Origin of the sequence: Pseudomonas sp. P39-UII1 (assembly GCF_039672635.1) — a bacterium.
In the GTDB taxonomy this organism is placed as follows: Bacteria; Pseudomonadota; Gammaproteobacteria; order Pseudomonadales; family Pseudomonadaceae; genus Aquipseudomonas.
In genome coordinates this window covers 17,458-37,421 of sequence record NZ_JBDFPP010000016.1, presented here as the reverse complement: position 1 = coordinate 37,421, position 19,964 = coordinate 17,458, and the positions used below count along the sequence as shown (strand labels likewise).

The 19,964-nt window shown below is 61.9% G+C and carries 13 protein-coding genes; 11 read left to right on the top strand and 2 right to left on the bottom strand.

Features of this window, described 5'->3' with window-relative positions; translation table 11 throughout:
• Positions 1-22: 22 nt before the first annotated feature.
• Positions 23-4,480: an NEL-type E3 ubiquitin ligase domain-containing protein gene (locus ABEH27_RS19295; RefSeq protein ID WP_346615101.1), complete on the top strand. Its 4,458-nt coding sequence runs from the start codon at positions 23-25 to the stop codon at positions 4,478-4,480.
• A 137-nt stretch (positions 4,481-4,617) separates the two neighbouring features.
• Here the strand turns inward: ABEH27_RS19295 and phnX are convergent, their stop codons facing one another.
• Both phnX and ABEH27_RS19285 read right to left on the bottom strand, forming a co-directional pair.
• Positions 4,618-5,445 carry a phosphonoacetaldehyde hydrolase gene (gene phnX, locus ABEH27_RS19290; protein ID WP_346615100.1) on the bottom strand — a complete coding sequence of 276 codons (828 nt, stop codon included), beginning with the start codon at positions 5,443-5,445 and terminating at the stop codon, positions 4,618-4,620.
• A gap of 34 nt (positions 5,446-5,479) precedes the next feature.
• Entirely contained in the window at positions 5,480-6,586 is a 1,107-nt protein-coding gene (locus ABEH27_RS19285; protein ID WP_346615099.1) for a 2-aminoethylphosphonate--pyruvate transaminase, read from the bottom strand.
• Positions 6,587-6,719: 133 nt separating this feature from the next.
• Between ABEH27_RS19285 and ABEH27_RS19280 the strand changes: the two genes are divergently transcribed.
• The 10 genes from ABEH27_RS19280 (at position 6,720) to ABEH27_RS19235 (ending at position 19,958) form a co-directional block, all read left to right on the top strand.
• Entirely contained in the window at positions 6,720-7,583 is an 864-nt protein-coding gene (locus ABEH27_RS19280; RefSeq protein WP_346615098.1) for a LysR substrate-binding domain-containing protein, read from the top strand.
• 64 nt (positions 7,584-7,647) lie between these two features.
• Entirely contained in the window at positions 7,648-8,670 is a 1,023-nt protein-coding gene (locus ABEH27_RS19275) for an AraC family transcriptional regulator (RefSeq protein ID WP_346615097.1), read from the top strand.
• Between the two features lie 101 nt (positions 8,671-8,771).
• Positions 8,772-13,280 carry an NEL-type E3 ubiquitin ligase domain-containing protein gene (locus ABEH27_RS19270; RefSeq protein ID WP_346615096.1) on the top strand — a complete coding sequence of 1,503 codons (4,509 nt, stop codon included), beginning with the start codon at positions 8,772-8,774 and terminating at the stop codon, positions 13,278-13,280.
• Between the two features lie 88 nt (positions 13,281-13,368).
• Positions 13,369-15,015: an AMP-binding protein gene (locus ABEH27_RS19265; RefSeq protein ID WP_346615095.1), complete on the top strand. Its 1,647-nt coding sequence runs from the start codon at positions 13,369-13,371 to the stop codon at positions 15,013-15,015.
• 10 nt (positions 15,016-15,025) lie between these two features.
• A complete protein-coding gene (locus ABEH27_RS19260) occupies positions 15,026-15,793 on the top strand; it encodes an SDR family NAD(P)-dependent oxidoreductase (RefSeq protein WP_346615094.1) in 768 nt (255 codons plus the stop codon).
• Positions 15,794-15,805: 12 nt separating this feature from the next.
• Positions 15,806-16,999 carry an acetyl-CoA C-acyltransferase gene (locus tag ABEH27_RS19255; RefSeq protein ID WP_346615093.1) on the top strand — a complete coding sequence of 398 codons (1,194 nt, stop codon included), beginning with the start codon at positions 15,806-15,808 and terminating at the stop codon, positions 16,997-16,999.
• An 8-nt stretch (positions 17,000-17,007) separates the two neighbouring features.
• A complete protein-coding gene (locus ABEH27_RS19250; RefSeq protein ID WP_346615092.1) occupies positions 17,008-18,135 on the top strand; it encodes an acyl-CoA dehydrogenase in 1,128 nt (375 codons plus the stop codon).
• Positions 18,136-18,148: 13 nt separating this feature from the next.
• Entirely contained in the window at positions 18,149-18,922 is a 774-nt protein-coding gene (locus tag ABEH27_RS19245; RefSeq protein WP_346615091.1) for an enoyl-CoA hydratase, read from the top strand.
• A gap of 252 nt (positions 18,923-19,174) precedes the next feature.
• The gene (locus ABEH27_RS19240; RefSeq protein WP_016485822.1) at positions 19,175-19,579 is read left to right on the top strand and encodes a TraR/DksA C4-type zinc finger protein; all 405 of its coding nucleotides are present in this window, start codon (positions 19,175-19,177) and stop codon (positions 19,577-19,579) included.
• A gap of 184 nt (positions 19,580-19,763) precedes the next feature.
• Entirely contained in the window at positions 19,764-19,958 is a 195-nt protein-coding gene (locus tag ABEH27_RS19235) for a hypothetical protein (protein WP_346615090.1), read from the top strand.
• Positions 19,959-19,964: the final 6 nt, after the last annotated feature.

Sequence of the window (19,964 nt, the reverse complement as noted above, 5' to 3'; positions counted from 1 at the left end):
GAACCTGATTGCTGGAGCGACAATGACGCACAATTCCTCGGCGACGCGCACGGTCGATGAAAAGACCCTTGCTGCCACTGACGACTTTATCGCCGCAAGGCTGCCAGCGTGGTTGAAGCGCGCCTCGCGTGCCCAGATGACGAGGTTGCGTGCCGCCTTCAATGCCCATCAGGCCAGCCAGGCGCGCCTGCGTGGGCTCACCCTCAAGCTTGAACCGCTGGATGTATTCGCCGAAAAGCATCTCAAGTCGCTGTTGGCCAAGCCGCTGCCTGCGGGGGTGGAGTTTTCGCAGCTCGAGTGGCTGGAAGTGACGCCCTGGATCGGTACGCTCGGCAGCTCTGACATGCAGGCGTTTGGTTACCAGGCATCACGCACCGTCGGCATCTTGAGGCTGATGAGCAACTTCGAATCTGACAGCCCCTTATACGCAGGCTCTGGCCTGGTCGCGCCGGGGCATGATGGGGTGTTGTCAATCTCGGAAACGTTGCTTGCGGCCGAGTGCAGAGGGCTGGATGTGGGGCAAAAGTACCAGGATGAACTGGAACGGATCTTCAATGCTACGGCCTTGAGTATTCTGGCCGACGACAAGCGATCCGGGCTTGCGTTGGCAGGCAAGATTGCAGCGATGAAAGGCGACATTACGGCCGAGGTGGAAATAGCGCTGCTCGAGATGACCCGTGCAGAGTCGCACCTTCATAAGTCGGGGCTGCGCGGTTATGGTGGCACTTTGCAGGTGCTTGGCCAGGCAGCAGCCGACGGCATGCTCGTCCGGTTGCGCAATGTGCAGGGTACGCAGAAGGGTATCCTGCTCTACTTGCCAAGCGATCCGCAGCAGGCCTTGCGCTATTTTGCTGATGAAGCGTCGATGAACAGCGCCATGGCCACCTTGCTGCAAGGTGAAACCTATCGCTCGTTCTTCTCTCAGTTGATCAGCCTGAGCGCTCGGGCCAATTTTGTCGACCTGCTCGGCAAGCGTCTCCAAGACCCATCCCCTGATCTTGAGATGGAAGGTGTTGTGATTCAGGGCAGCATTTTTACAGCGCTGGCCAGCGCCCAGGTCGAGCGCACCATGGCAGATGCGCGGATGCTGTTGGTGCCAACCGCCGAGGCCGATGCCAAGGCAGCCCGCGCCAGGCACGAGGCCTGGAAGTCGGCAGGCCTCAACCTGATCAATCTGGCAGGGCTGTTCATCCCGGTGGTCGGGGCCGTGTTGCTGGGGCAACTGGTACTGCAGACCTTGGGTGAGGTCTTCGAAGGCGCGCAGGACTGGTACGAGGGCCACCGGCATGAAGCATTGGAGCATATGCTCGGTGTCGCCGAAGCGCTGGTAGCGACAACGGCGACCGTGGTTGGCGTGATTGTGTTGCGCAGCGCCTGGGTAGCTGCCCTGGAGCCCGTCAATGTGCGAACCGGCACTCAGCGTTTGTGGGACGACAGCCTCGTACCTTACGAGTCGGTACCTGAAAATATCAGCCTGCGTTCCGACGGCTTGTATGGCGATGGCAGTCAGCGCTGGCTGCGCTCCGGTTCGCGTTACTATGAAGTGCATCGGCCCGAACCTGAGGGCCCCTATCGGCTCCGCCATTCACGACGTTCAGGCGCTTACGAGCCCGTCGTGCTGCATAACGACGAGCGCTGCTGGCGGCCGATTTGCGAACGGCCCTGGGTGTGGGCTGACAACGCGCAGATGCTTGACAGGTTGTGGCCACAGCACCCGATGATAGACGCGCAGCGGGCCGAGCAGGTACTGCGCGTAGCAGGGGTCGATCAAGACGAGCTGCGCGGCATCCTGATGGAAAACCGAGCGTTGCCTGTCAACCTGCGGGAAACCCTGCGCAGCTTTGAAGCGGACGGGCTGATCGAGCGCTTCTTCGATCATTTGCAGCGCAAACGTCTGGATGCACAGGACGAGGAACTGCTGACGTGGTGCGAGTCATCTCCCGATGTCGGCAAAGGCATTGCGCAGGTGCTGGGGGCGAAGCTGCAACTGCGTGGCAAGCTTTACGCGCACCTGACGCGTCTGGACCGTGTTGGCGATGACCCGTTGCTGCAGCAGTTGAAGAGGGATTTTCCTGGGTTGGGGGATGCGTATGCTCAGATGCTGGCAGGCGAGGCCAGTACAGTAGAACACAATGAAGGGTTCAGAACCGGCAAGCTGCCCCTGGCTTTGGCGCTCAAGGCGGCGTCGTTATTGCGTGTTGCGAGAATCAACAAGGCCTTGGCGGGCCTCTACCTGGCCAATGGATATGCCACCGAGACAGGCGAATTGGTATTCGCATTGCTCAATCAGCTGGGGCCTCGGACCATCAACATCAATCTGTGTGAAGGTGAAGTTGACGGGCGTGTTATTGCAAGCCTGGTGGCGCAGGAACAAGGGACGCCGTTGCGGATACTCGTCCACCAGGACGGAAGGTTCAATGTTTTCGCGGCCAATGGCGGCGAGGTCACGGTTTCAGCAGGCGACCCAGGAGATCTCTTCCAGGTAGTCGTCGCACTGCTAACTCCCGCTCAGCGTGTCGAGTTGGGAATAGCGGGGAGTGACGATGCAAGTCAGCTGCTCCTGGCTCGGGCGCTGGCGCAACTGCCTCGAACTCATGAAGAAGTTGCGCGTTTCCTGGAATGGCCGGAACGTGCACGCTGGATCAACCCCGGGCAACGCCTGGACGATGGCCGGGTCGGTTACTTGCTCAGTGGTCGTGGTCAAGGCCAGCGCAGAACCCCAAGGGACGTGTTGCGCGACGGTCTGCGCCGGTACTTTCCTGGCTTGAGCGAAGCGCAGATTGACGAGGAGCTGCAACGCAGGCTTGAAGGACAGGCATCGGCGTACGAGCTTCTGCTCGAGGTGCAGAACGAGCATGAGCAACTGGAAAGGGCGCTGCAGCGCTGGCAGGGGAGTGAGCTCAACGATACCCGGCGGCGCACGCGGGGTTACGTTGCCCAGCGCATGCGAAGCGCCTGGGCTGCGCAGGGCGAGCGTTTCCCCGCCGACAATGGCGGTGTAGCAGGGCAGCGCCTGACCCTCACCGGCCTGAATATCACCACGCTTCCAGAGTTACCCCTGCGCCTGAATTTCACTTTCATCACTTCATTGGTGATGGAGGGTACAACGATTACCGGAGTGCCGACACAGTTTCTCAGTTCATTCACCAGCTTGCAGGTGTTGAATATGGGGGGGAATACGCTGCTGCGCATTCCCGAGGGTATTTCATACCTGATCGAACTGCGCGAGCTGCGCTTGGCGCGTAATAACATCCGATTGGATGCGGCAGCCCAGCAGGCCTTGAGCACGCTGCCGCGTCTTGCCTATCTCGATCTCAGCCACAATCCGCTGGGCCAGTTCGCAATGAGGTTCAATCACCTGTCGCACATGGTGAGCCTCTTTATGCGCAATTGTCGTTTGGGTGCCTGGCCGGAGGGTGTGGAGCTCTGTGGCTTTCTCGAAATAGCTGACTTGCGTGACAACCAGCTGCACGCTGCGCCTGATGTCTTGCTGCAGATGCCTTATGAGTTTCGCCGCATTTTTCAACTCGACGGCAACCCTTTATCTAGCCAGGCATTGCAGCGTTTCTATGCGTTGGACAGCATTCCGGAAGAGCCGGCGCAGTTGCGGATCGCGGCGACCGATGCCCGTGCATGGTGGGTCGGCGAGGATGCCGCACTGCGGGTTGTTCGTGACACTCGTTGGAGCGCATTGACGGCATCGGTAACTGGGGCACGGCTTGTTGCACTGTTGAGCGAACTTATCGAGTTCGCCGACTTCAGCTGGCCGCGATCGTATCTGATCGAGCAGGGTTGGGATGTGCTGAACGAATGGGAACACAATGCGGAATTTCGCGGGCAAATCGACGGATTGATGGAGCGGCCGCTGATGGATCACAACGCGGCTATCGAGCGCTTCAGCCAGTTGACTTTACGCTTGCATATCGCCCGGGCAGAGGCCCTTGTAGCGGCTGGGCGGAGTGCCGACCTGGTGGAACTGGGGCGGGCGCTCATGCGCCTGGATTTTCTGGACCAGTACGCGCGTCGGGATATCGCCCAACGTCAGACGTTGCGAGTACCCGTAGACCGTACAGCCATTATCCTGGGCTATCGGGTGCGTCTGCGGCAGCGCTTGAGCTTGCCCCGACAGCCGCTGGCAATGCGCGAATCGCAGGACGGTAGGGTAACCGAGGACCAGTTGCTGGAGGCATTGCGTGCCTTGCGTGAGGCCGAAACACCTGAACACTTGGCCGCTAGCCTGTGTCGACGCTCGTTCTGGCGGCGACACCTGGCACTGGTGAATGCTGAACCTTTCAACGACCTGGTACAACTCTACGAGCAGAGGCGCAACGTGATCGAAGGGCAGCGCGCTCAGTTGGGTGAGCCGCAGTACCGGAACGACCTTGACGAGTTGGACAATGAGCAGGACGCCGATACCCATGCCTTGAGGCTGGAGCTCACCTTGCGGCTCGTTCGCAGCCTGGAAAGAAGTCGAGGTTGAGTGCGGGGCGCGGCCGTATTCGCTGACCTTGTTCCCCCGCGTGACGAACAGGCGCTTTTGCGGGTAGACCGCGCCCACAGGTTCGATGGCGAAGCTGTGGGCACGCTCTTGCCCGCGATGGGTGCAGCACCGCTGCGTCAGAACGCCTGCGGCATTTCACCTTTGGCCAAGCGCCGGTTGATGTCGGCGATCACCTCAGGCAGTTCATTGATGGTGTCGATCAGGTAGTGCGGGCGCGAGCTTTCGAACATTGCGTGAATTCGCTTGCGCTCGCCCTCCAGCTTCTCTGCGCTCAAGGCCCGGTAACCTTCCCAGGTCAGGCCCAGCGCGTTGCCGGAGCACACCAGGGCCACAGTCCACATGCCGGCGCGGCGACCTTCCAGGATGCCCGGCACGGTATCGTCAACCTTCACACAGGCCGCCACATCGTCGATGCCCAGGGCAATCACGTTGGCCAGTGCCTGGGCCGGCCATGGGCGGCCGTTCGGGGTTTCGTCGGTGGCCACCACGTGGTCGGCGACATAGCCGTTCTGCGCCGCCAGCTCCACCACCTTGTCCATCACCACTTTCGGGTAGCCCGAGCACGAGCCGATCTTCAGGCCGCCCTTGCGCAAGCCGGTGAGGGTGTCCAGGGCGCCAGGGATCAGCGCCGAGTGCACAGCGATCTTTTCGATCTGCAGGGGCATGAAGCGGTTGTAGATGGCGGTGACGTCATCGTCAGTCGGGGTACGGCCGAATACTGTGCGGTAACGCTCGGCGATGGCAGGCACGTCGCACAGGGTACGTATGTGGTCCCACTTGCCCATGCCCATCGGGCCACGGGCTTCTTCAATGGAAACCTGGACGTCGAACTCGGCGAAGGCTTCGACGAAGATCTGCGTCGGGGCGAAGGAGCCGAAGTCGACCACGGTGCCGGCCCAGTCGAGGATGGCGGCTTGCAGCTGGGTAGGGTTGCTGTAGTTCATGTGCGGTGATTCCTGAAATCGGGTGGGCAAAGGGTCAGATATCCAGTACTTCCATTTCCCGTAGCACGTCGGCCACGGCATTTACAGCGGCTTGCATGCCGTCCGGGCCGACCACGCCTATGCAGCCGACGCGGAAGGTCTCGACCTGGGTCAGCTTGCCTGGGTAGAGGATGAAGCCCTTGGCTTTGACCCGTTGGTAGAAATCCGTGAACTGATAGCGAGTGTCGTCAGGGGCGTGGAAGGTGACGATGATCGGCGCCTGGATGTCGGCCGGCAGGAAGCTGCGCAGGCCGATGGCAGCCATGCCGTCGAGTAGCGTCTTGCAGTTATTGGCGTAGCGCTGGTGGCGGGCGGGCAGGCCGCCTTCCTCGTTGTATTGCTGCAGCGCCTCATGCAGTGCAGCCACGACGTGCGTGGGCGGCGTGAAGCGCCACTGGCCGGTCTTGGCCATGTACGTGTGCTGATCGTGCAGGTCCATGGCCAGCGAGTGGGCGTTGCCTTCGGCGGCGGCCAGTGCGGTTTTTTCGGCGAAGACGAAGCCCATGCCCGGTACGCCTTCCAGGCATTTTCCGGAGGCGGCGATCAGCGCCTCGAAGGGGATTGCGCGGGCATCGATCGGCAGCGCGCCGAACGAACTCATGGCATCGATGATCAGGCGCTTGCCGTGGCGCTTGATCACCTGGGCGATCTCTGGCAGCGGGTTGAGGATACCGGTGCTGGTTTCGCAGTGGATCAACGCCACGTGGGTCACGGCCGGGTCAGCGGCCAGCAGGCGATCGACATCGGCAGCAGTGGTCGGCTGATCTTCGGCGGTTTCGAAAGTAGTGTAGGTGCGCCCCAGAACCTTGCAGATCTTTGCCAGGCGTTGACCGTAGGCGCCGTTGATCAATACCAGCACCTTGCCGTCGCGTGGTACCAGGGTGCCGATGGCGGCTTCCACGGCAAAGGTGCCACTGCCCTGCAGAGGGACGCAGTGGTGGCTGGCGCTGCCGTCGATGATGGCGAGCAATTGTTCGCAGACGCTGGCAGTGAGTTGGTTGAAGTCGCGGTCCCAGGAGCCCCAATCCACCAGCATGGCTTGGCGGGTGCGAGCGGAGGTGGTCAGGGGGCCGGGGGTCAGCAGGATCGGGGCGGTGCTCATTCCGTGGTTCCTCACAAGCGGCGGGTGGTCAGCCGAATAATCTGGCGCTGAAACTACGGGGCTAGGTTGCAATTCCCCTTCCTATCAATCAAATTGTTTGTTGTTATTCGAGCTATAAGTCAGGCCGATAAATATGAACCTGTTTCAGCTACGTGCCTTCGATGCAGTTGCCCGCGAAGGCAGCTTCACCCGCGCCGCCGCGCGGTTGTTCATCAGCCAGCCGGCGGTCACCGGGCACGTCAAGGCGCTGGAAGAGCACTACCAGATCACCTTGTTGCGGCGCACCGCAAGGCGGGTAGAGCTGACCGAAGAGGGCACCCGCCTGGCAGCCATTACCCGGGCCATGTTCGGCCTGGCGCAAGAAGCACAGGCGATGCTCGAGGCCAATCGGCAGTTGCTCACTGGCCGCCTGGAGGTCGCTGCGGACGGCCCGCACCGGGTCATGCCGATGCTGGCTCAGTTGCGCGAGCGTTACCCGGGCATCACCGTCAACCTGCGCCTGGGCAATGCCCAGGAGACGCTGGCTGCATTGCTTTCCGAACATGCCGATGTTGCCGTGCTGACCGAGATCGAGCCACGCAAGGGCCTGTACCTGCAGGCCCTGTGCGAGTCGCGCCTGTGCGCGCTGCTGCCGGCGGGGCATGCCTGGGCGAGCGGCGAGGGGGATTTGCCGTTGGCCGAGCTCAACCAGCAGATCATGGTGTTGCGAGAGCCCAGTTCTACCACCCGCCGCACTTTCGATAAGGCCTGTGCCGCAGCGGGTGTGCACCCCCGTGTGCTGCTGGAGCTGGACAGCCGCGAGGCGGTCACCGAGGCGGTGGCTTCGCAGCTGGGCGTTGGGGTGGTTTCGTCGACCGAGGTGGCCAACGACCCCCGTGTGGTGGCGCGGCCGCTCACCGGAGAGGGCCTGGTCAATCAGCACATGATCGGCTGCCTGGAGCGTCGTCGCGAACTGCGCTTGATTCAGGCATTCCTGGGCCTGGCCGCGAACCTGTGAGGCAGGGCTGGTGTTTTTCCTGACCGGGCCTAAGATGGCCGGCACAGATCAATCTGGATGGCCGATGAGCGAAAAAGACACCATCTCCATGCAATTGGTGCGCGAAGCGCTGTTGCAGACCTGCCCGGCAGGGCAACCCGATGTCGGTGTGCTGCGGCGTGCCGGCATCGACCCGGCGCAGCTTGAGCTGCCAGAGGCGCGGGTGAGTGCTGATGCCTATGCCCAGCTTTGGCGGCTGCTGGCGCGACGCTGCAACGATGAATTCTTCGCCATGGACCCGCGTGGCCTGGCCGTCGGCAGCCTGGCCTTCATGACCCGTGCAGCCATGGCCCAGCCGACGCTCGGTGAGGGGTTGGACGTCGCGCTGGGTTTTCTCTCGTTGATGCTCGCGGACCTGCATCCAACCCTGATACGCCAGCAGAGCCTGGCTGAAATCGTCATCAATGAACCCCGCGAACAGTCGCGGCGAGCCTTCACCTATTTTACCTTCTGGATGATCGTGCACGGCGTCGCCTGCTGGCTGGCGGGCCGGCGCATCCCGATCCTGGCCATCGACATGCGCTGCGCCGAGCCTTCGTTCTGCGATGATTACCGGGTCATGTTCTCGGAAAGTTTGCAATTCGATCGGCCGCGTACGCGCATGATCATTGCCGCCGACAGCCTTGACCTGCCAATCAAGCGTACGCCCCAGGAATTGCAACGCTTCTTGGCCGAAGCGCCGGGCAATATTCTGGTCAAGTATCGCGACCCTGCCAGCCTGGGGCGGCGTGTGCGCAACGATCTGTTGCATCGGCACCCCAATCAGTGGCCCGACGCCGATGCCCTGGCCCGGCAGTTGTGCTTGTCACCTTCCACCCTGCGCCGGCGCCTGGCCGAAGAAGGGCAGACCTACCAAGGGCTGAAAGACAGCGTGCGACGTGAATTGGCGATTGCCTGGCTCAGCGAGGCTGAACCCGCCATGGCGGACATTGCCGAGCGGCTGGGGTTTGCCGACAGCAGCTCGTTCTACAAGGCCTTTCGCAAGTGGTTTGGCTGCAACCCCGGCCATTACCGTGCGTTGGTCCAGGCGCGTGAGCCTCACTGCTGAGCGGCTGTCTGCCTTGACTGCGACAGCTGTTCGGCTTCCCTCTGAAGCGTTGCCGCAATGAGTGAAAGATTGTGCCCTCTCATCAGCACAGAGGGTTCCTCATGCGCACATTTCCGGCTGTACCCAGTACCCGTAACAGTGTCACTGCCCAAGATATGCAAAAGGCTGCTACGGCTTTTACCGAATCGCTACCTGAATGGATCAAAGGTGCCTCAAAAGCCAACATCTACAAGCTGCGAGTATTGATCGCCAGCCATAGAGCCAGCCAGATAGCCGTGGCCGGGGCGACCAAGGCAGCGGTACCCCTGCAGGCGTTCGCCGAGAGCAAATTCTCCGAAGCCCTGGCAGGCATGCTGCCCAGTGGGCAGACACTGAACGCGTTGCAGTGGCGAAGGAAGACTCGCAGACCGGTTGGCCATTCGGTTCCCCACCTGGAAGACGCTTTTGAAGTGCAGCCAGCGTTGTCGCGCCTGGTGCAGAACTTCGCCGAAGATGACATCCCCTTGAGCGGCAGTGGTCTGGTTGTCCAGGCTGACGATGAAGGGGTCATTGGCAATACCGCGCAATTGATCGAAGCGTGCCGCCAATTGGATGCTGGAAAGCAGTACCAGGCACTGCTTGATCAACATTTCACCCAGAACAAGGCTCTGCTGGTGGCGGACAAGCTTGCGGGCTTCAAGCTGGCCGTGCAGGTCGCCTTTCTCAAGGGCAAGATCGACAACGATGTCCGAGACGCACTGGAGCACTATGCCGAAAGCCCTGGCGGCACGGCTACCGAGCCCAGGCTCACGGCGTACCCAGGGCTGATGTCCATGCTGGGGGTGCTGGTTCATGAGGCTTTGATAATCCAGTTGAAAACTGCCGATGGCAACAGTGCAGGTGTCGTGATCTACATGCCTGGCGATGCCGACAATCCACTGCGCTGGCACAGCTCCACCCAGGAGTTGCAAGTTGAAATGGTATCCGCCCTGCAGCACCAAGGTTATCAGCGTGAACTCCTGCAATTGATCGCGCTGGATGCTCGCAGCGCGTTCTTCCAGCAGCTGCAATTGCGCTTGATGGATGACGTGCCTGACCTGCAGATAGAGGGCATGACCGGGCACGGCACAGTCTTCACCCACTGGGTGGATGAGCAGGTCGAGCGGGTGCGCGCGGATGCCAAGGTGCTGCTCGTACCTACCGCAGACGCTGATGCCGAGGCCAGCCGTCAACGCCTGGAGGACTGGAAGTCGCTTGGCTGGGGGCTGGTCGGGCTGGCCGGGTTCTTCATCCCCGCGGTAGGGGCCGTGCTGTTGGGGGCGTTGCTGAAGGATGTTTGCGCCCAGGTGTTCGAAGGCGTTACAGACTGGGCCAAGGGGCATGACCACGAAGCATTGCAACATGCACTGAACGTGGCGCAGGTTGTCGTTGCCACGGGGGCTGCGGGGGGTGCGGGCGCCGCTGCTGGCCGTTTGGTCGACAGGGCGCTGGAAGAGGGCCTGGAAGCGGTCACGTTGGACGATGACAGCCAAGGGCTGTGGAGCGGCGACCTGAGTATCTACCAGCGTGAATTGCCGGATGATGCGGTCATGGGTGCAGATGGTTTGTATTTCAAAGGCAACCGCCGTTGGCTAAGGGTCGACGAGCACTATTACGAGGTGCATCAGCCGAGTGAGAACGGGGCCTGGCGGCTGCTTCATCACGACCGGCCACAGGCTTACGGGCCGGTGCTGCAGCGCAACGCCGAGCGCCTGTGGCTGTTACCTGACGACTCGCCCATGGGCTGGAATGACCCACAGCAGATGCTCGCCCGCCTTTGGCCACAGCAAATTCCCCTTGACCAGCTACGTGCCAAGCAGGTGCTGCAAGCGGCTTGCAGCGATATAGACGAACTGCGCGGGATCCTGGTGGAGAATCGTCCTTTGCCGGCGAACCTGCGCGATACCCTGCGCCGTTTCGAGGCCGATGAAAGGATCGAGCGCTTCTTCAGGTCGCTGGCGCCCGGTGCGACGGGGGCCGATGACCTGGCGCTGCTTGACTGGTGCGAGCAGCGCCTCGATTTAGTTCAGTTGACAGCCGCCGAGCGACATGGGGCGATTCTTGATCAACAGATCCAACTACGTCAGGACCTGTTAGATCACCTCACATTCGTCGAGCCGGGTTCTGACCTTGTTGTTCAAGTGCTGAAGCGGGATTTTCCTGGTTTGCCTACCGATTACGCCATCGAATTGGCCTGTCAGGTGAGCGCAGACGAGCGGGAAGAGGTGCAGTTGCGGCAGCGGCTGCCCTTGTCTGTCTCTACCAAAGCGCGCTCCCTGCTTCAGCTCGCCAGGCTGAATCATGCTGTACAAGGCGTGATGCTGCGAAACGCGTTCTGTGATAGCAGCGACGAGTTAGCGCTGGGACTGCTGTCCAGGCTTGACCATTGGTCTTTCTCGAGTCGCCTCGAAATACGCCTCGGGTCGGCGGAGGGGCGCTTGCTGGCAGCTATCAACACGCAGGCATCGCAGGGAGAGCCAATAACGATGGTACGTCATGCGGGGGCGTTCCGGTTGTATGACGCTCAAGGCCTCCCGCTGGAAGAGCAGAGCAGCGTTCCTGATGACTTCTTCCAGGCCATTGCCACCGTACTGACAGCGGCACAGAAAACCGCCCTTGGCCTCGGCAGCGAGGAGCAGGCAGGCGAGCTACGGCGACTGGTCGTCAAGCAGCTGCCCACAGGCCGGCAAAAGCTGGTAAACCAATTGGCCTGGCAGGAGCAGCCGGGCTGGTTCAATCCGGGGCAGCAGCTGGACGATGGCCGTGTCGGGTATCCGCTGGGCGGCAGTGCCTCTCAGTTGCGCAGGCCGGGGTGGCGGGCCCGGCGGCGATTGGCCAGGCTCTATCAGGGCGATTCGCCCAGGCAGATCGATGAGCATTTGAATCGCATTCTGGACGCTGCCAACCCCTACGCAGCTCTGGTTCTGGAAGAGCAGAACTGTCAGATGCTCGACCATTGCCTGGGGACGTGGATAGCTGATGGGCCAGAAGGGGAACGGGCAGCGCGTCGCCTGCTTGGGCAAAGGTTGCTACAAGCCTGGCGCAGGCAGTTGCCGGTCGATGCCCACGGGAATGGTTTGCGCGGCTTCGTTCTGGACCTGAGTGGGCATGGTGTGAGCAGCTTGCCTCAACTGAATGCCGCGATCGACTTCCATCACATCACCGCCCTGGCCATGGTCAATACGCCACTGCAGGTGGTGCCAGATGCCTTCCTCAGTTGCTTCAGGCATGTTCGCCGTCTGAATATGGCGCGCAACCGCCTGGAAGCACTACCGGTCGGCATTCGGCATCTGCGGGGGCTTGAAAGGCTGGACCTTTCATACAACGGTATTCGCAACGGCGAGCGTGTGTCTGAGGCGCTCAGCACACTGACCGAGCTGCAGGAGCTGGACCTCAGCGCCAATCCGGCGATCCGCAGTTTGTATCTGAGCAACTGGGCTTCAGGGCTCAGGCGCCTGCACCTGAGGGAGTGCGGGTTGCTGGAATGGCCTGAGGGCCTGGAGCGGTGCCGATTATTGCGCTGGATCGACCTGCGTTCCAATCATCTGATCAACGTACCTGCAGCCATCCAGGCAATGCCGTATGGCTACCGTATCTCAATTTTGCTGCATCGCAACGCCATTGAGGAGGCGCAACTGGAGCGCCTCTATGCGCGCCCTGTGCATGTCCATCCGCCGGCCGCCCACCCCGCGCCTCAGCTACTTGCTGCCAGGGATGTCTGGGTGACTGGTGAGCATGTGCAAGCGCGCGGGGAAACGTGGGATCGGTTGTTCGCTGAGCCACGACGCAGTGAGCTGGACACGATCCTGGGCAGGCTGCAGCAAAGCAGTGACTACAGAAATAAGGCCCTGCGCAGTGAGCTGGAGGCCCGAGTGTGGACGATACTTGACGCCATGGACACCGACACTGAGCTGGCCAATAACGTCCATGCCTATGTTCGCGGCACTACTTGTGTAGATGATGTCGCCGATCTATTCAGCGAGCTGCATCTGCTTGTATTGGTGGAGAATGCAACGCGATCGTCAGCAGAGGCCGGGCAGCAACAGGCGTTGCTCGAGCTGGGCCAGGGGTTGTTCCGGCTCACGCTGTTAAAGGAACATATCGGCAGGTACATCGCTGAAAAAACCGTGAGCAAGCCAAACCTTGATGCCATCGAAGTCAGCCTTTATTTCCGATTGGCCTTGGCCGAAGAGATGAAGCTGCCAAGCCAGCCGAGCTCGATGATGTTCGGTGCGATAGCCAACGTCAGCGAGGCGGATCTTGATGCTGCACGGGCCTTTGTCAGGGATGCGGCCACAGTCGAAGCGAAAGCCGCTTTCCTGAGCCAGCAGACCTTCTGGTGTGAATGGGTGGAAAAGCAACACGCGGAGGCGTTTGCTCCCCTGCTCGACCAATTCCAGGAAAGTCTGGACGAAGTGTTTGAACAGCGGGGTGAGATCGACGACGCGCCATATTGGGAACAAAGCAATGAGTTGTCCAGGCAGCTTGCACAAAACAAAACCCGTTTGGTGATCTTGTTGACCAAACCCATGCTGACGCCCGACGCAGATCCAATCCTGCCAGCTGGCGACCAAACCGGTCATCCAGATTGACAGCTTTGGCCATTGCCCGTTAGGGCATGTAGCGACAACATCGTCAGACCAATGGCGCACTCCAACAATAACAACCAGGAGTCTGACGATGCGTGATTATGCCGATGCCGCCCGTTCGTTCGACCATGCCAAGGCCGCCCGCGCGGCACTGCACGGGCAGCTGAATGCCCTCAATGCCTGTGTCGAATGCTGCGACCGCCATGTTGGCAGCGGCAAGCTGGCGCTGCGGTGGGAAGGCCGTGATGGCGACAGCAAGCAATATACCTTCGATGAGCTGGCCGGCTTGGCGGCACGCTTTGCCAACGTGCTGAAAGCCCAGGGGGTAGGCGCCGGCGACCGTGTTGCCGGCTTGATGCCACGCACCCCCGAATTGCTGGTGACCATCCTCGCCACCTGGCGCCTGGGTGCGGTCTACCAGCCGCTGTTCACTGCCTTCGGCCCCAAGGCCATCGAACATCGCCTGGCGCAGTCCGCAGCGCGCGTGGTCGTGACCGACCAGCAGAACCGCGCCAAGCTGGATGAGGTGAGTGATTGCCCGAAGGTCATCACAGTTCAAGCACGCGCTGGCGAACTGGATTTCCATGCCAGCCTTGAACACGTTGCAGATGGCTGTGAACCTGTCATGCGCACGGGTGACGACCCGTTCCTGTTGATGTTCACCTCGGGCACCACCGGCCCAGCCAAACCCCTTGAAGTGCCGCTGCGCGCCATCGTCGCCTTCCAGGGCTACATGCGTGATGCGATTGACCTGCGCCCGGAAGACAACTTCTGGAACCTGGCCGATCCAGGTTGGGCGTATGGCCTGTATTACGCCGTGACCGGCCCGTTGTCGCTGGGCCACGCCACGACCTTCTACGATGGCCCGTTCAACGTCGAGAGCTGCGCGCACATCATCAACAAGCTGGGCATCAGCAACCTGGCCGGTTCGCCTACGGCCTATCGGTTGCTGATTGCTGCGGGCGGTGAGTTTTCCGCGCCAATCCAAGGCCGCCTGCGGGCCGTCAGCAGTGCCGGCGAGCCCCTCAACCCGGAGGTCATACGCTGGTTTGCCGACGAACTGGGGGTGACCATCCACGATCACTACGGCCAGACCGAACTGGGGATGGTGCTGTGTAACCACCATGGCTTGAAGCACCCCGTGCATCCAGGGGCTGCCGGTTTCGCCATTCCAGGCCACCGTATCGTCGTGCTCGATGAGCAGGGCGCGGAGCTGTCGGTCGGGCAACCTGGGATTCTGGCCGTCGACCGTGAGCAATCGCCCTTGTGCTGGTTCGGCGGTTATCGCGGCGTGCCTACCCAATCGTTCGTCGGCAAGTATTACCTCAGCGGCGATACCGTCGAGCTCAACGCCGACGGCAGCATCAGCTTTGTCGGCCGCAGCGACGATGTGATCACCACCTCGGGTTACCGGGTTGGCCCTTTCGATGTGGAAAGCGCGCTGATCGAGCACCCAGCGGTGATCGAAGCGGCAGTCATCGGCAAGCCCGACCCGGAGCGCACCGAGCTGATCAAGGCCTTCGTCGTGCTGGCCAAAGGCGTGACAGGCACCGCCGAGCTGGAAGATGCGTTGCGCCGGCACGTGCGCCAGCGACTGTATGCCCACGCCTATCCGCGTGAAATCGAATTCGTCAGCGAGCTGCCCAAGACGCCGAGCGGCAAGCTGCAACGCTTCATCCTGCGCAATCAGGAAATCGCCAGACAACAAGCGCCGCTGGCCACACGCGCCAGCGCCTGAGGGACCCCACATGCAGATCAACCACAAACATTTCATCGTCAGCGGCGCGGCTTCCGGGCTGGGTGCCGCCACTGCGCAGATGCTGGTCGAGGCAGGTGCCAAGGTCATGCTGGTCGACCTCAATGCCCAAGCCGTCGAAGCCAAGGCACGCGAACTGGGCGACAGCGCCCGTTTCGCGGTCGCCGACATCAGCGACGAGCAGGCCGCAAAGGCTGCGGTCGATGCTGCTGTCAGTGCTTTTGGCAGTATTCATGGCCTGATCAACTGTGCCGGTATCGTCGGCGCCGAGAAGGTGCTGGGCAAGCAGGGCCCGCATGGCCTGGCCAGCTTCACCAAGGTCATCAACGTCAACCTGATCGGCAGTTTCAATTTGCTGCGCCTTGCAGCGGCAGCCATGGCCGAGGGCCAGGCTGAAGAAGGAGGGGAGCGCGGCGTGATCATCAACACCGCCTCGATCGCCGCTTATGACGGGCAGATCGGCCAGGCCGCCTATGCTGCATCCAAAGGCGCGATCGCAAGCCTTACGCTGCCTGCGGCCCGTGAGCTGGCGCGCTTCGGGATCCGGGTGATGACCATCGCCCCCGGCATCTTCGAGACGCCAATGATGGCCGGCATGACCCAGGAAGTACGCGACTCCCTGGCCGCCGGCGTACCGTTTCCGCCGCGCCTGGGCCGGCCACAGGAATACGCCGCCCTGGCCCGCCACATCATCGAGAACAGCATGCTCAACGGCGAGGTGATACGCCTCGACGGCGCGCTGCGCATGGCTGCCAAGTAAGGAGCATTGAACATGACCCTCATCAACGATCCTATTGTCATCGTCAGCGCCGTGCGCACGCCCATGGGCGGCCTGCAGGGCGACCTCAAGAGCCTCACCGCACCGCAACTGGGCGCAGCGGCGATCCGCGCAGCCGTCGAACGCGCCGGTATCGATGCCGCCAGCGTCGAGCAGGTGCTGTTCGGCTGCGTGCTGCCGGCAGGTCAGGGGCAGGCCCCGGCGCGCCAGGCCGCGCTGGGCGCAGGCCTGGACAAACACACCACGTGTACCACCTTGAACAAGATGTGCGGCTCGGGCATGCAGGCGGCGATCATGGCCCACGACCTGCTGCTGGCCGGCACCGCCGATGTGGTGGTGGCTGGCGGCATGGAGAGCATGACCAATGCCCCCTATCTGCTGGACAAGGCCCGCGGCGGTTACCGCATGGGCCATGGCAAGATCATCGATCACATGTTCATGGACGGGCTCGAGGACGCTTACGACAAGGGCCGGCTGATGGGCACCTTCGCCGAGGACTGCGCCCAGGCGGGCGCCTTCAGCCGCCAAGCCCAGGACCAGTTCGCCATTACCTCGCTGACCCGCGCGCAAGACGCAATCAAGAACGGCCTTTTCGCTGCCGAGATCGTCCCGGTGGAAGTCACCGAGGGCAAAGAGAAGCGCCTGGTCAAGGATGACGAGCAGCCGCCCAAGGCGCGTCTGGACAAGATCCCGCAGCTCAAGCCGGCCTTCCGTGAAGGGGGGACGGTGACCGCCGCCAACTCAAGCTCGATCTCCGATGGTGCCGCAGCGCTGGTGCTGATGCGCCGCTCCGAAGCAGACAAGCGCGGCCTCGAACCGTTGGCCGTGATCCATGGCCATGCCGCTTTTGCCGATGCCCCGGCGCTGTTCCCCACCGCGCCAATTGGCGCTATCGACAAGCTGATGAAGCGTACCGGTTGGAACCTGGCCGAAGTCGACCTGTTCGAGATCAACGAAGCCTTCGCTGTGGTCACCCTGGCGGCCATGAAGCACCTCGACCTGCCACACGACAAGGTCAATATCCATGGCGGCGCCTGTGCGCTGGGCCACCCGATCGGCGCTTCGGGCGCGCGGATTCTGGTGACGCTGTTGTCGGCCTTGCGCCAGAACAACCTGCACCGCGGCGTGGCGGCCATCTGCATTGGCGGAGGCGAGGCCACGGCCATCGCCGTCGAATGCCTGTACTGAGGTGAACCATGCTGGTAACTGACGAGCAACAACAAATTGTCGACGCCATCCGTGACTTTGCCCAGGAGCGTCTCAGACCGTTCGCCGAGCAATGGGACAAGGCGCATCGTTTCCCGCGCGAAGCCATTGACGAGATGGCTGCCCTGGGCCTGTTCGGCATGCTGGTGCCGGAGCAGTACGGCGGCAGCGATACGGGGTACGTGGCCTATGCCCTGGCCCTGGAAGAGATCGCCGCAGGCGACGGTGCCTGCTCGACCATCATGAGTGTGCACAACTCGGTGGGTTGCGTGCCCATACTCAAATTTGGCACCGAGCAGCAAAAGCAGCAGTTCCTCGCGCCGTTGGCCAGCGGGTCGATGATCGGGGCCTTCGCGCTGACCGAACCCCAGGCGGGTTCCGACGCCAGCAGCCTGAAGACCCGTGCGCGCCTGGAGGGCGACCACTACATACTCAACGGCAGCAAGCAGTTCATTACGTCCGGGCAGAACGCCGGTGTGGTCATCGTCTTCGCCGTCACCGACCCGGAGGCCGGCAAGCGTGGCATCACCGCGTTCATCGTGCCAACCGACACGCCGGGTTACCAGGTAGCGCGTGTGGAGGACAAACTCGGCCAGCATGCATCCGACACCTGCCAGATCGTCTTCGACAATGTGCGCGTGCCTGTCGCCAATCGGCTGGGCGAAGAGGGGCAGGGCTACAAGATCGCCCTGGCCAACCTGGAGGGTGGGCGTATCGGCATCGCTTCGCAGTCGGTCGGGATGGCCCGCGCCGCCTTCGAGGTGGCGCGCGACTATGCCAAAGAACGGCAGAGCTTCGGCAAACCACTGATCGAGCACCAGGCCGTGGCCTTCCGCCTGGCCGACATGGCTACGCGCATTGCCGTGGCCCGGCAGATGGTGCTGCACGCCGCCGCGCTGCGTGATGCCGGGCGTCCAGCGCTGGTTGAAGCGTCGATGGCCAAGCTTTTTGCCTCGGAAATGGCCGAAAAGGTCTGTTCGGATGCCTTGCAGACATTGGGCGGTTATGGCTATCTGAGCGACTTCCCGCTGGAGCGGATCTACCGCGACGTTCGGGTCTGCCAGATCTACGAAGGCACCAGCGACATTCAGCGCATGGTCATTGCGCGCAATCTTTGAAGGAGCAGACTGCATGGCATTCGAAACCATCCTGTTGGACATCCATGGCAAGGTCGGCCTGATCACCCTCAACCGGCCCCAGGCGCTGAATGCGCTGAATGCGCAGATCGTCAGCGAGATCAACCAGGCGCTGGACCAGCTCGAGCGTGACCCGAACATCGGCTGCGTGGTGCTGACCGGCTCGGCCAAGGCGTTTGCCGCCGGCGCCGACATCAAGGAAATGGCAGAGCTCAAGTACCCGCAGATCTACGTCGACGACCTGTTCAGCGATGCCGATCGGATTGCCAACCGCCGCAAACCGATCATTGCTGCCGTGTCCGGCTTTGCCTTGGGCGGTGGTTGCGAGCTGGCGATGATGTGCGACTTCATTCTGGCGGGTGACAACGCCAAGTTCGGTCAGCCGGAAATTAACCTCGGCGTACTGCCAGGTATGGGCGGTACCCAGCGCCTGACCCGGGCGGTAGGCAAGGCCAAGGCCATGGAGCTGTGCCTGACGGGGCGCTTGATGGGCGCGGAAGAAGCCGAGCGTGCCGGCCTGGTGGCACGCGTGGTGCCGCAGGCCGAGCTGGTCGAGGAAGCGTTGAAGGTAGCTGCAACCATCGCCAGCAAATCGATCCCGGTCAGCATGATGGTCAAGGAGAGCGTCAATCGCGCCTTCGAGGTCACCCTCAGCGAGGGTGTGCGCTTCGAGCGACGCGTGTTCCATGCCGCCTTCGCCACTGAAGACCAGAAGGAGGGTATGAGTGCCTTCATTGGCAAGCGTGAAGCGCAGTTCAAGGATCGTTGAGAGGCCGGTGCGCTGCATGCAGCGCACTGTTTGAGTCATGTCTTGAAACAGGCCCAGGCACGCCGGCTGGCGGAATCGGTGCCATTTCAGTCAAAATCCCCCGTGATTGCAGTTGCTCCACGCGACGTGGAGCCTTAGACTGCCGCCCCCTGTAAAAGAGTGCCGATTGGCGCTTGAAGAATTCCGCTGCTGACGCGTTGGCGTCGGCGGCACCCGAATCGCCCAAATGCACATTTTTTCATAGAGAAATCGATGACCAAGGAACAGTTGCTGGCCATGTCGGCCGATGACTACATGAACGCTGATCAGCTGGCCTTCTTCACTGGCCTGCTGCAGTCGATGAAAGTCGAAACCCATGAGCGCATCGAGTTGAGCCGTGCCACCATCGAGGGCCTGGACACTCCGTCGGACCCTGCTGACGTGGCTTCGGTAGAAGAAGAGCGTAGCTGGTTGGTCAATGCCATCGACCGCGACCAGCGTTTGCTGCCACAGCTGGAAATGGCGCTGGACCGTATCTCCGACGAGAGCTTCGGCTGGTGCGATGACAGCGGTGAGCCGATTGGCCTGAAGCGTCTGCTGATCAGCCCGACCACCAAGTACTGCATCGAAGCCCAGGAGCGCCACGAGCAGCTCGACCGCCACCAGCGTCAGGTCTGATCGAGCGTTGCGTGCCAGGCCCCATGGAGCGATCCCTGGGGCTTTTTGCGTTTGCTAGGCGCAGCGCCGACGAGTTTGTTGCCCGTAGCGCAACACAGCTCTACCAACGTTGGCTTTCTCCCGCCTGATCGCGGGCGTATCATGACCATATAGTTAGGTTGCTAATTAAGTTCCGGAGGGAATCATGAATAGCCGAGTCGATGTGGCCGTGATGATTGGCTCAGGTGTGCCCGAGACACTGCAGGCGCTGGGTAGGCGGGTATGTTGGGTGGTGCTGGTCAATGGCGAGCGCCGTGGCACGGCGTTCGCAACGCGTGGCGAGGCGCTGGAGTGTCAGGCGGCCTGGCTGCAACAGTTGCACAAAGGGCAGGCCGCCTGATTGCAC

Bases quoted from the DNA above. Each gene is read 5' to 3' on its own strand.
- ABEH27_RS19235 (WP_346615090.1), top strand. From the start codon at position 19,764: ATGAATAGCCGAGTCGATGTGGCCGTGATGATTGGCTCAGGTGTGCCC.
- phnX (WP_346615100.1), bottom strand. From the start codon at position 5,445: ATGAACTACAGCAACCCTACCCAGCTGCAAGCCGCCATCCTCGACTGG.
- ABEH27_RS19265 (WP_346615095.1), top strand. From the start codon at position 13,369: ATGCGTGATTATGCCGATGCCGCCCGTTCGTTCGACCATGCCAAGGCC.
- ABEH27_RS19280 (WP_346615098.1), top strand. From the start codon at position 6,720: ATGAACCTGTTTCAGCTACGTGCCTTCGATGCAGTTGCCCGCGAAGGC.
- ABEH27_RS19250 (WP_346615092.1), top strand. From the start codon at position 17,008: ATGCTGGTAACTGACGAGCAACAACAAATTGTCGACGCCATCCGTGAC.
- ABEH27_RS19275 (WP_346615097.1), top strand. From the start codon at position 7,648: ATGAGCGAAAAAGACACCATCTCCATGCAATTGGTGCGCGAAGCGCTG.
- ABEH27_RS19240 (WP_016485822.1), top strand. From the start codon at position 19,175: ATGACCAAGGAACAGTTGCTGGCCATGTCGGCCGATGACTACATGAAC.
- ABEH27_RS19285 (WP_346615099.1), bottom strand. From the start codon at position 6,586: ATGAGCACCGCCCCGATCCTGCTGACCCCCGGCCCCCTGACCACCTCC.
- ABEH27_RS19295 (WP_346615101.1), top strand. From the start codon at position 23: ATGACGCACAATTCCTCGGCGACGCGCACGGTCGATGAAAAGACCCTT.
- ABEH27_RS19270 (WP_346615096.1), top strand. From the start codon at position 8,772: ATGCGCACATTTCCGGCTGTACCCAGTACCCGTAACAGTGTCACTGCC.
- ABEH27_RS19245 (WP_346615091.1), top strand. From the start codon at position 18,149: ATGGCATTCGAAACCATCCTGTTGGACATCCATGGCAAGGTCGGCCTG.
- ABEH27_RS19255 (WP_346615093.1), top strand. From the start codon at position 15,806: ATGACCCTCATCAACGATCCTATTGTCATCGTCAGCGCCGTGCGCACG.
- ABEH27_RS19260 (WP_346615094.1), top strand. From the start codon at position 15,026: ATGCAGATCAACCACAAACATTTCATCGTCAGCGGCGCGGCTTCCGGG.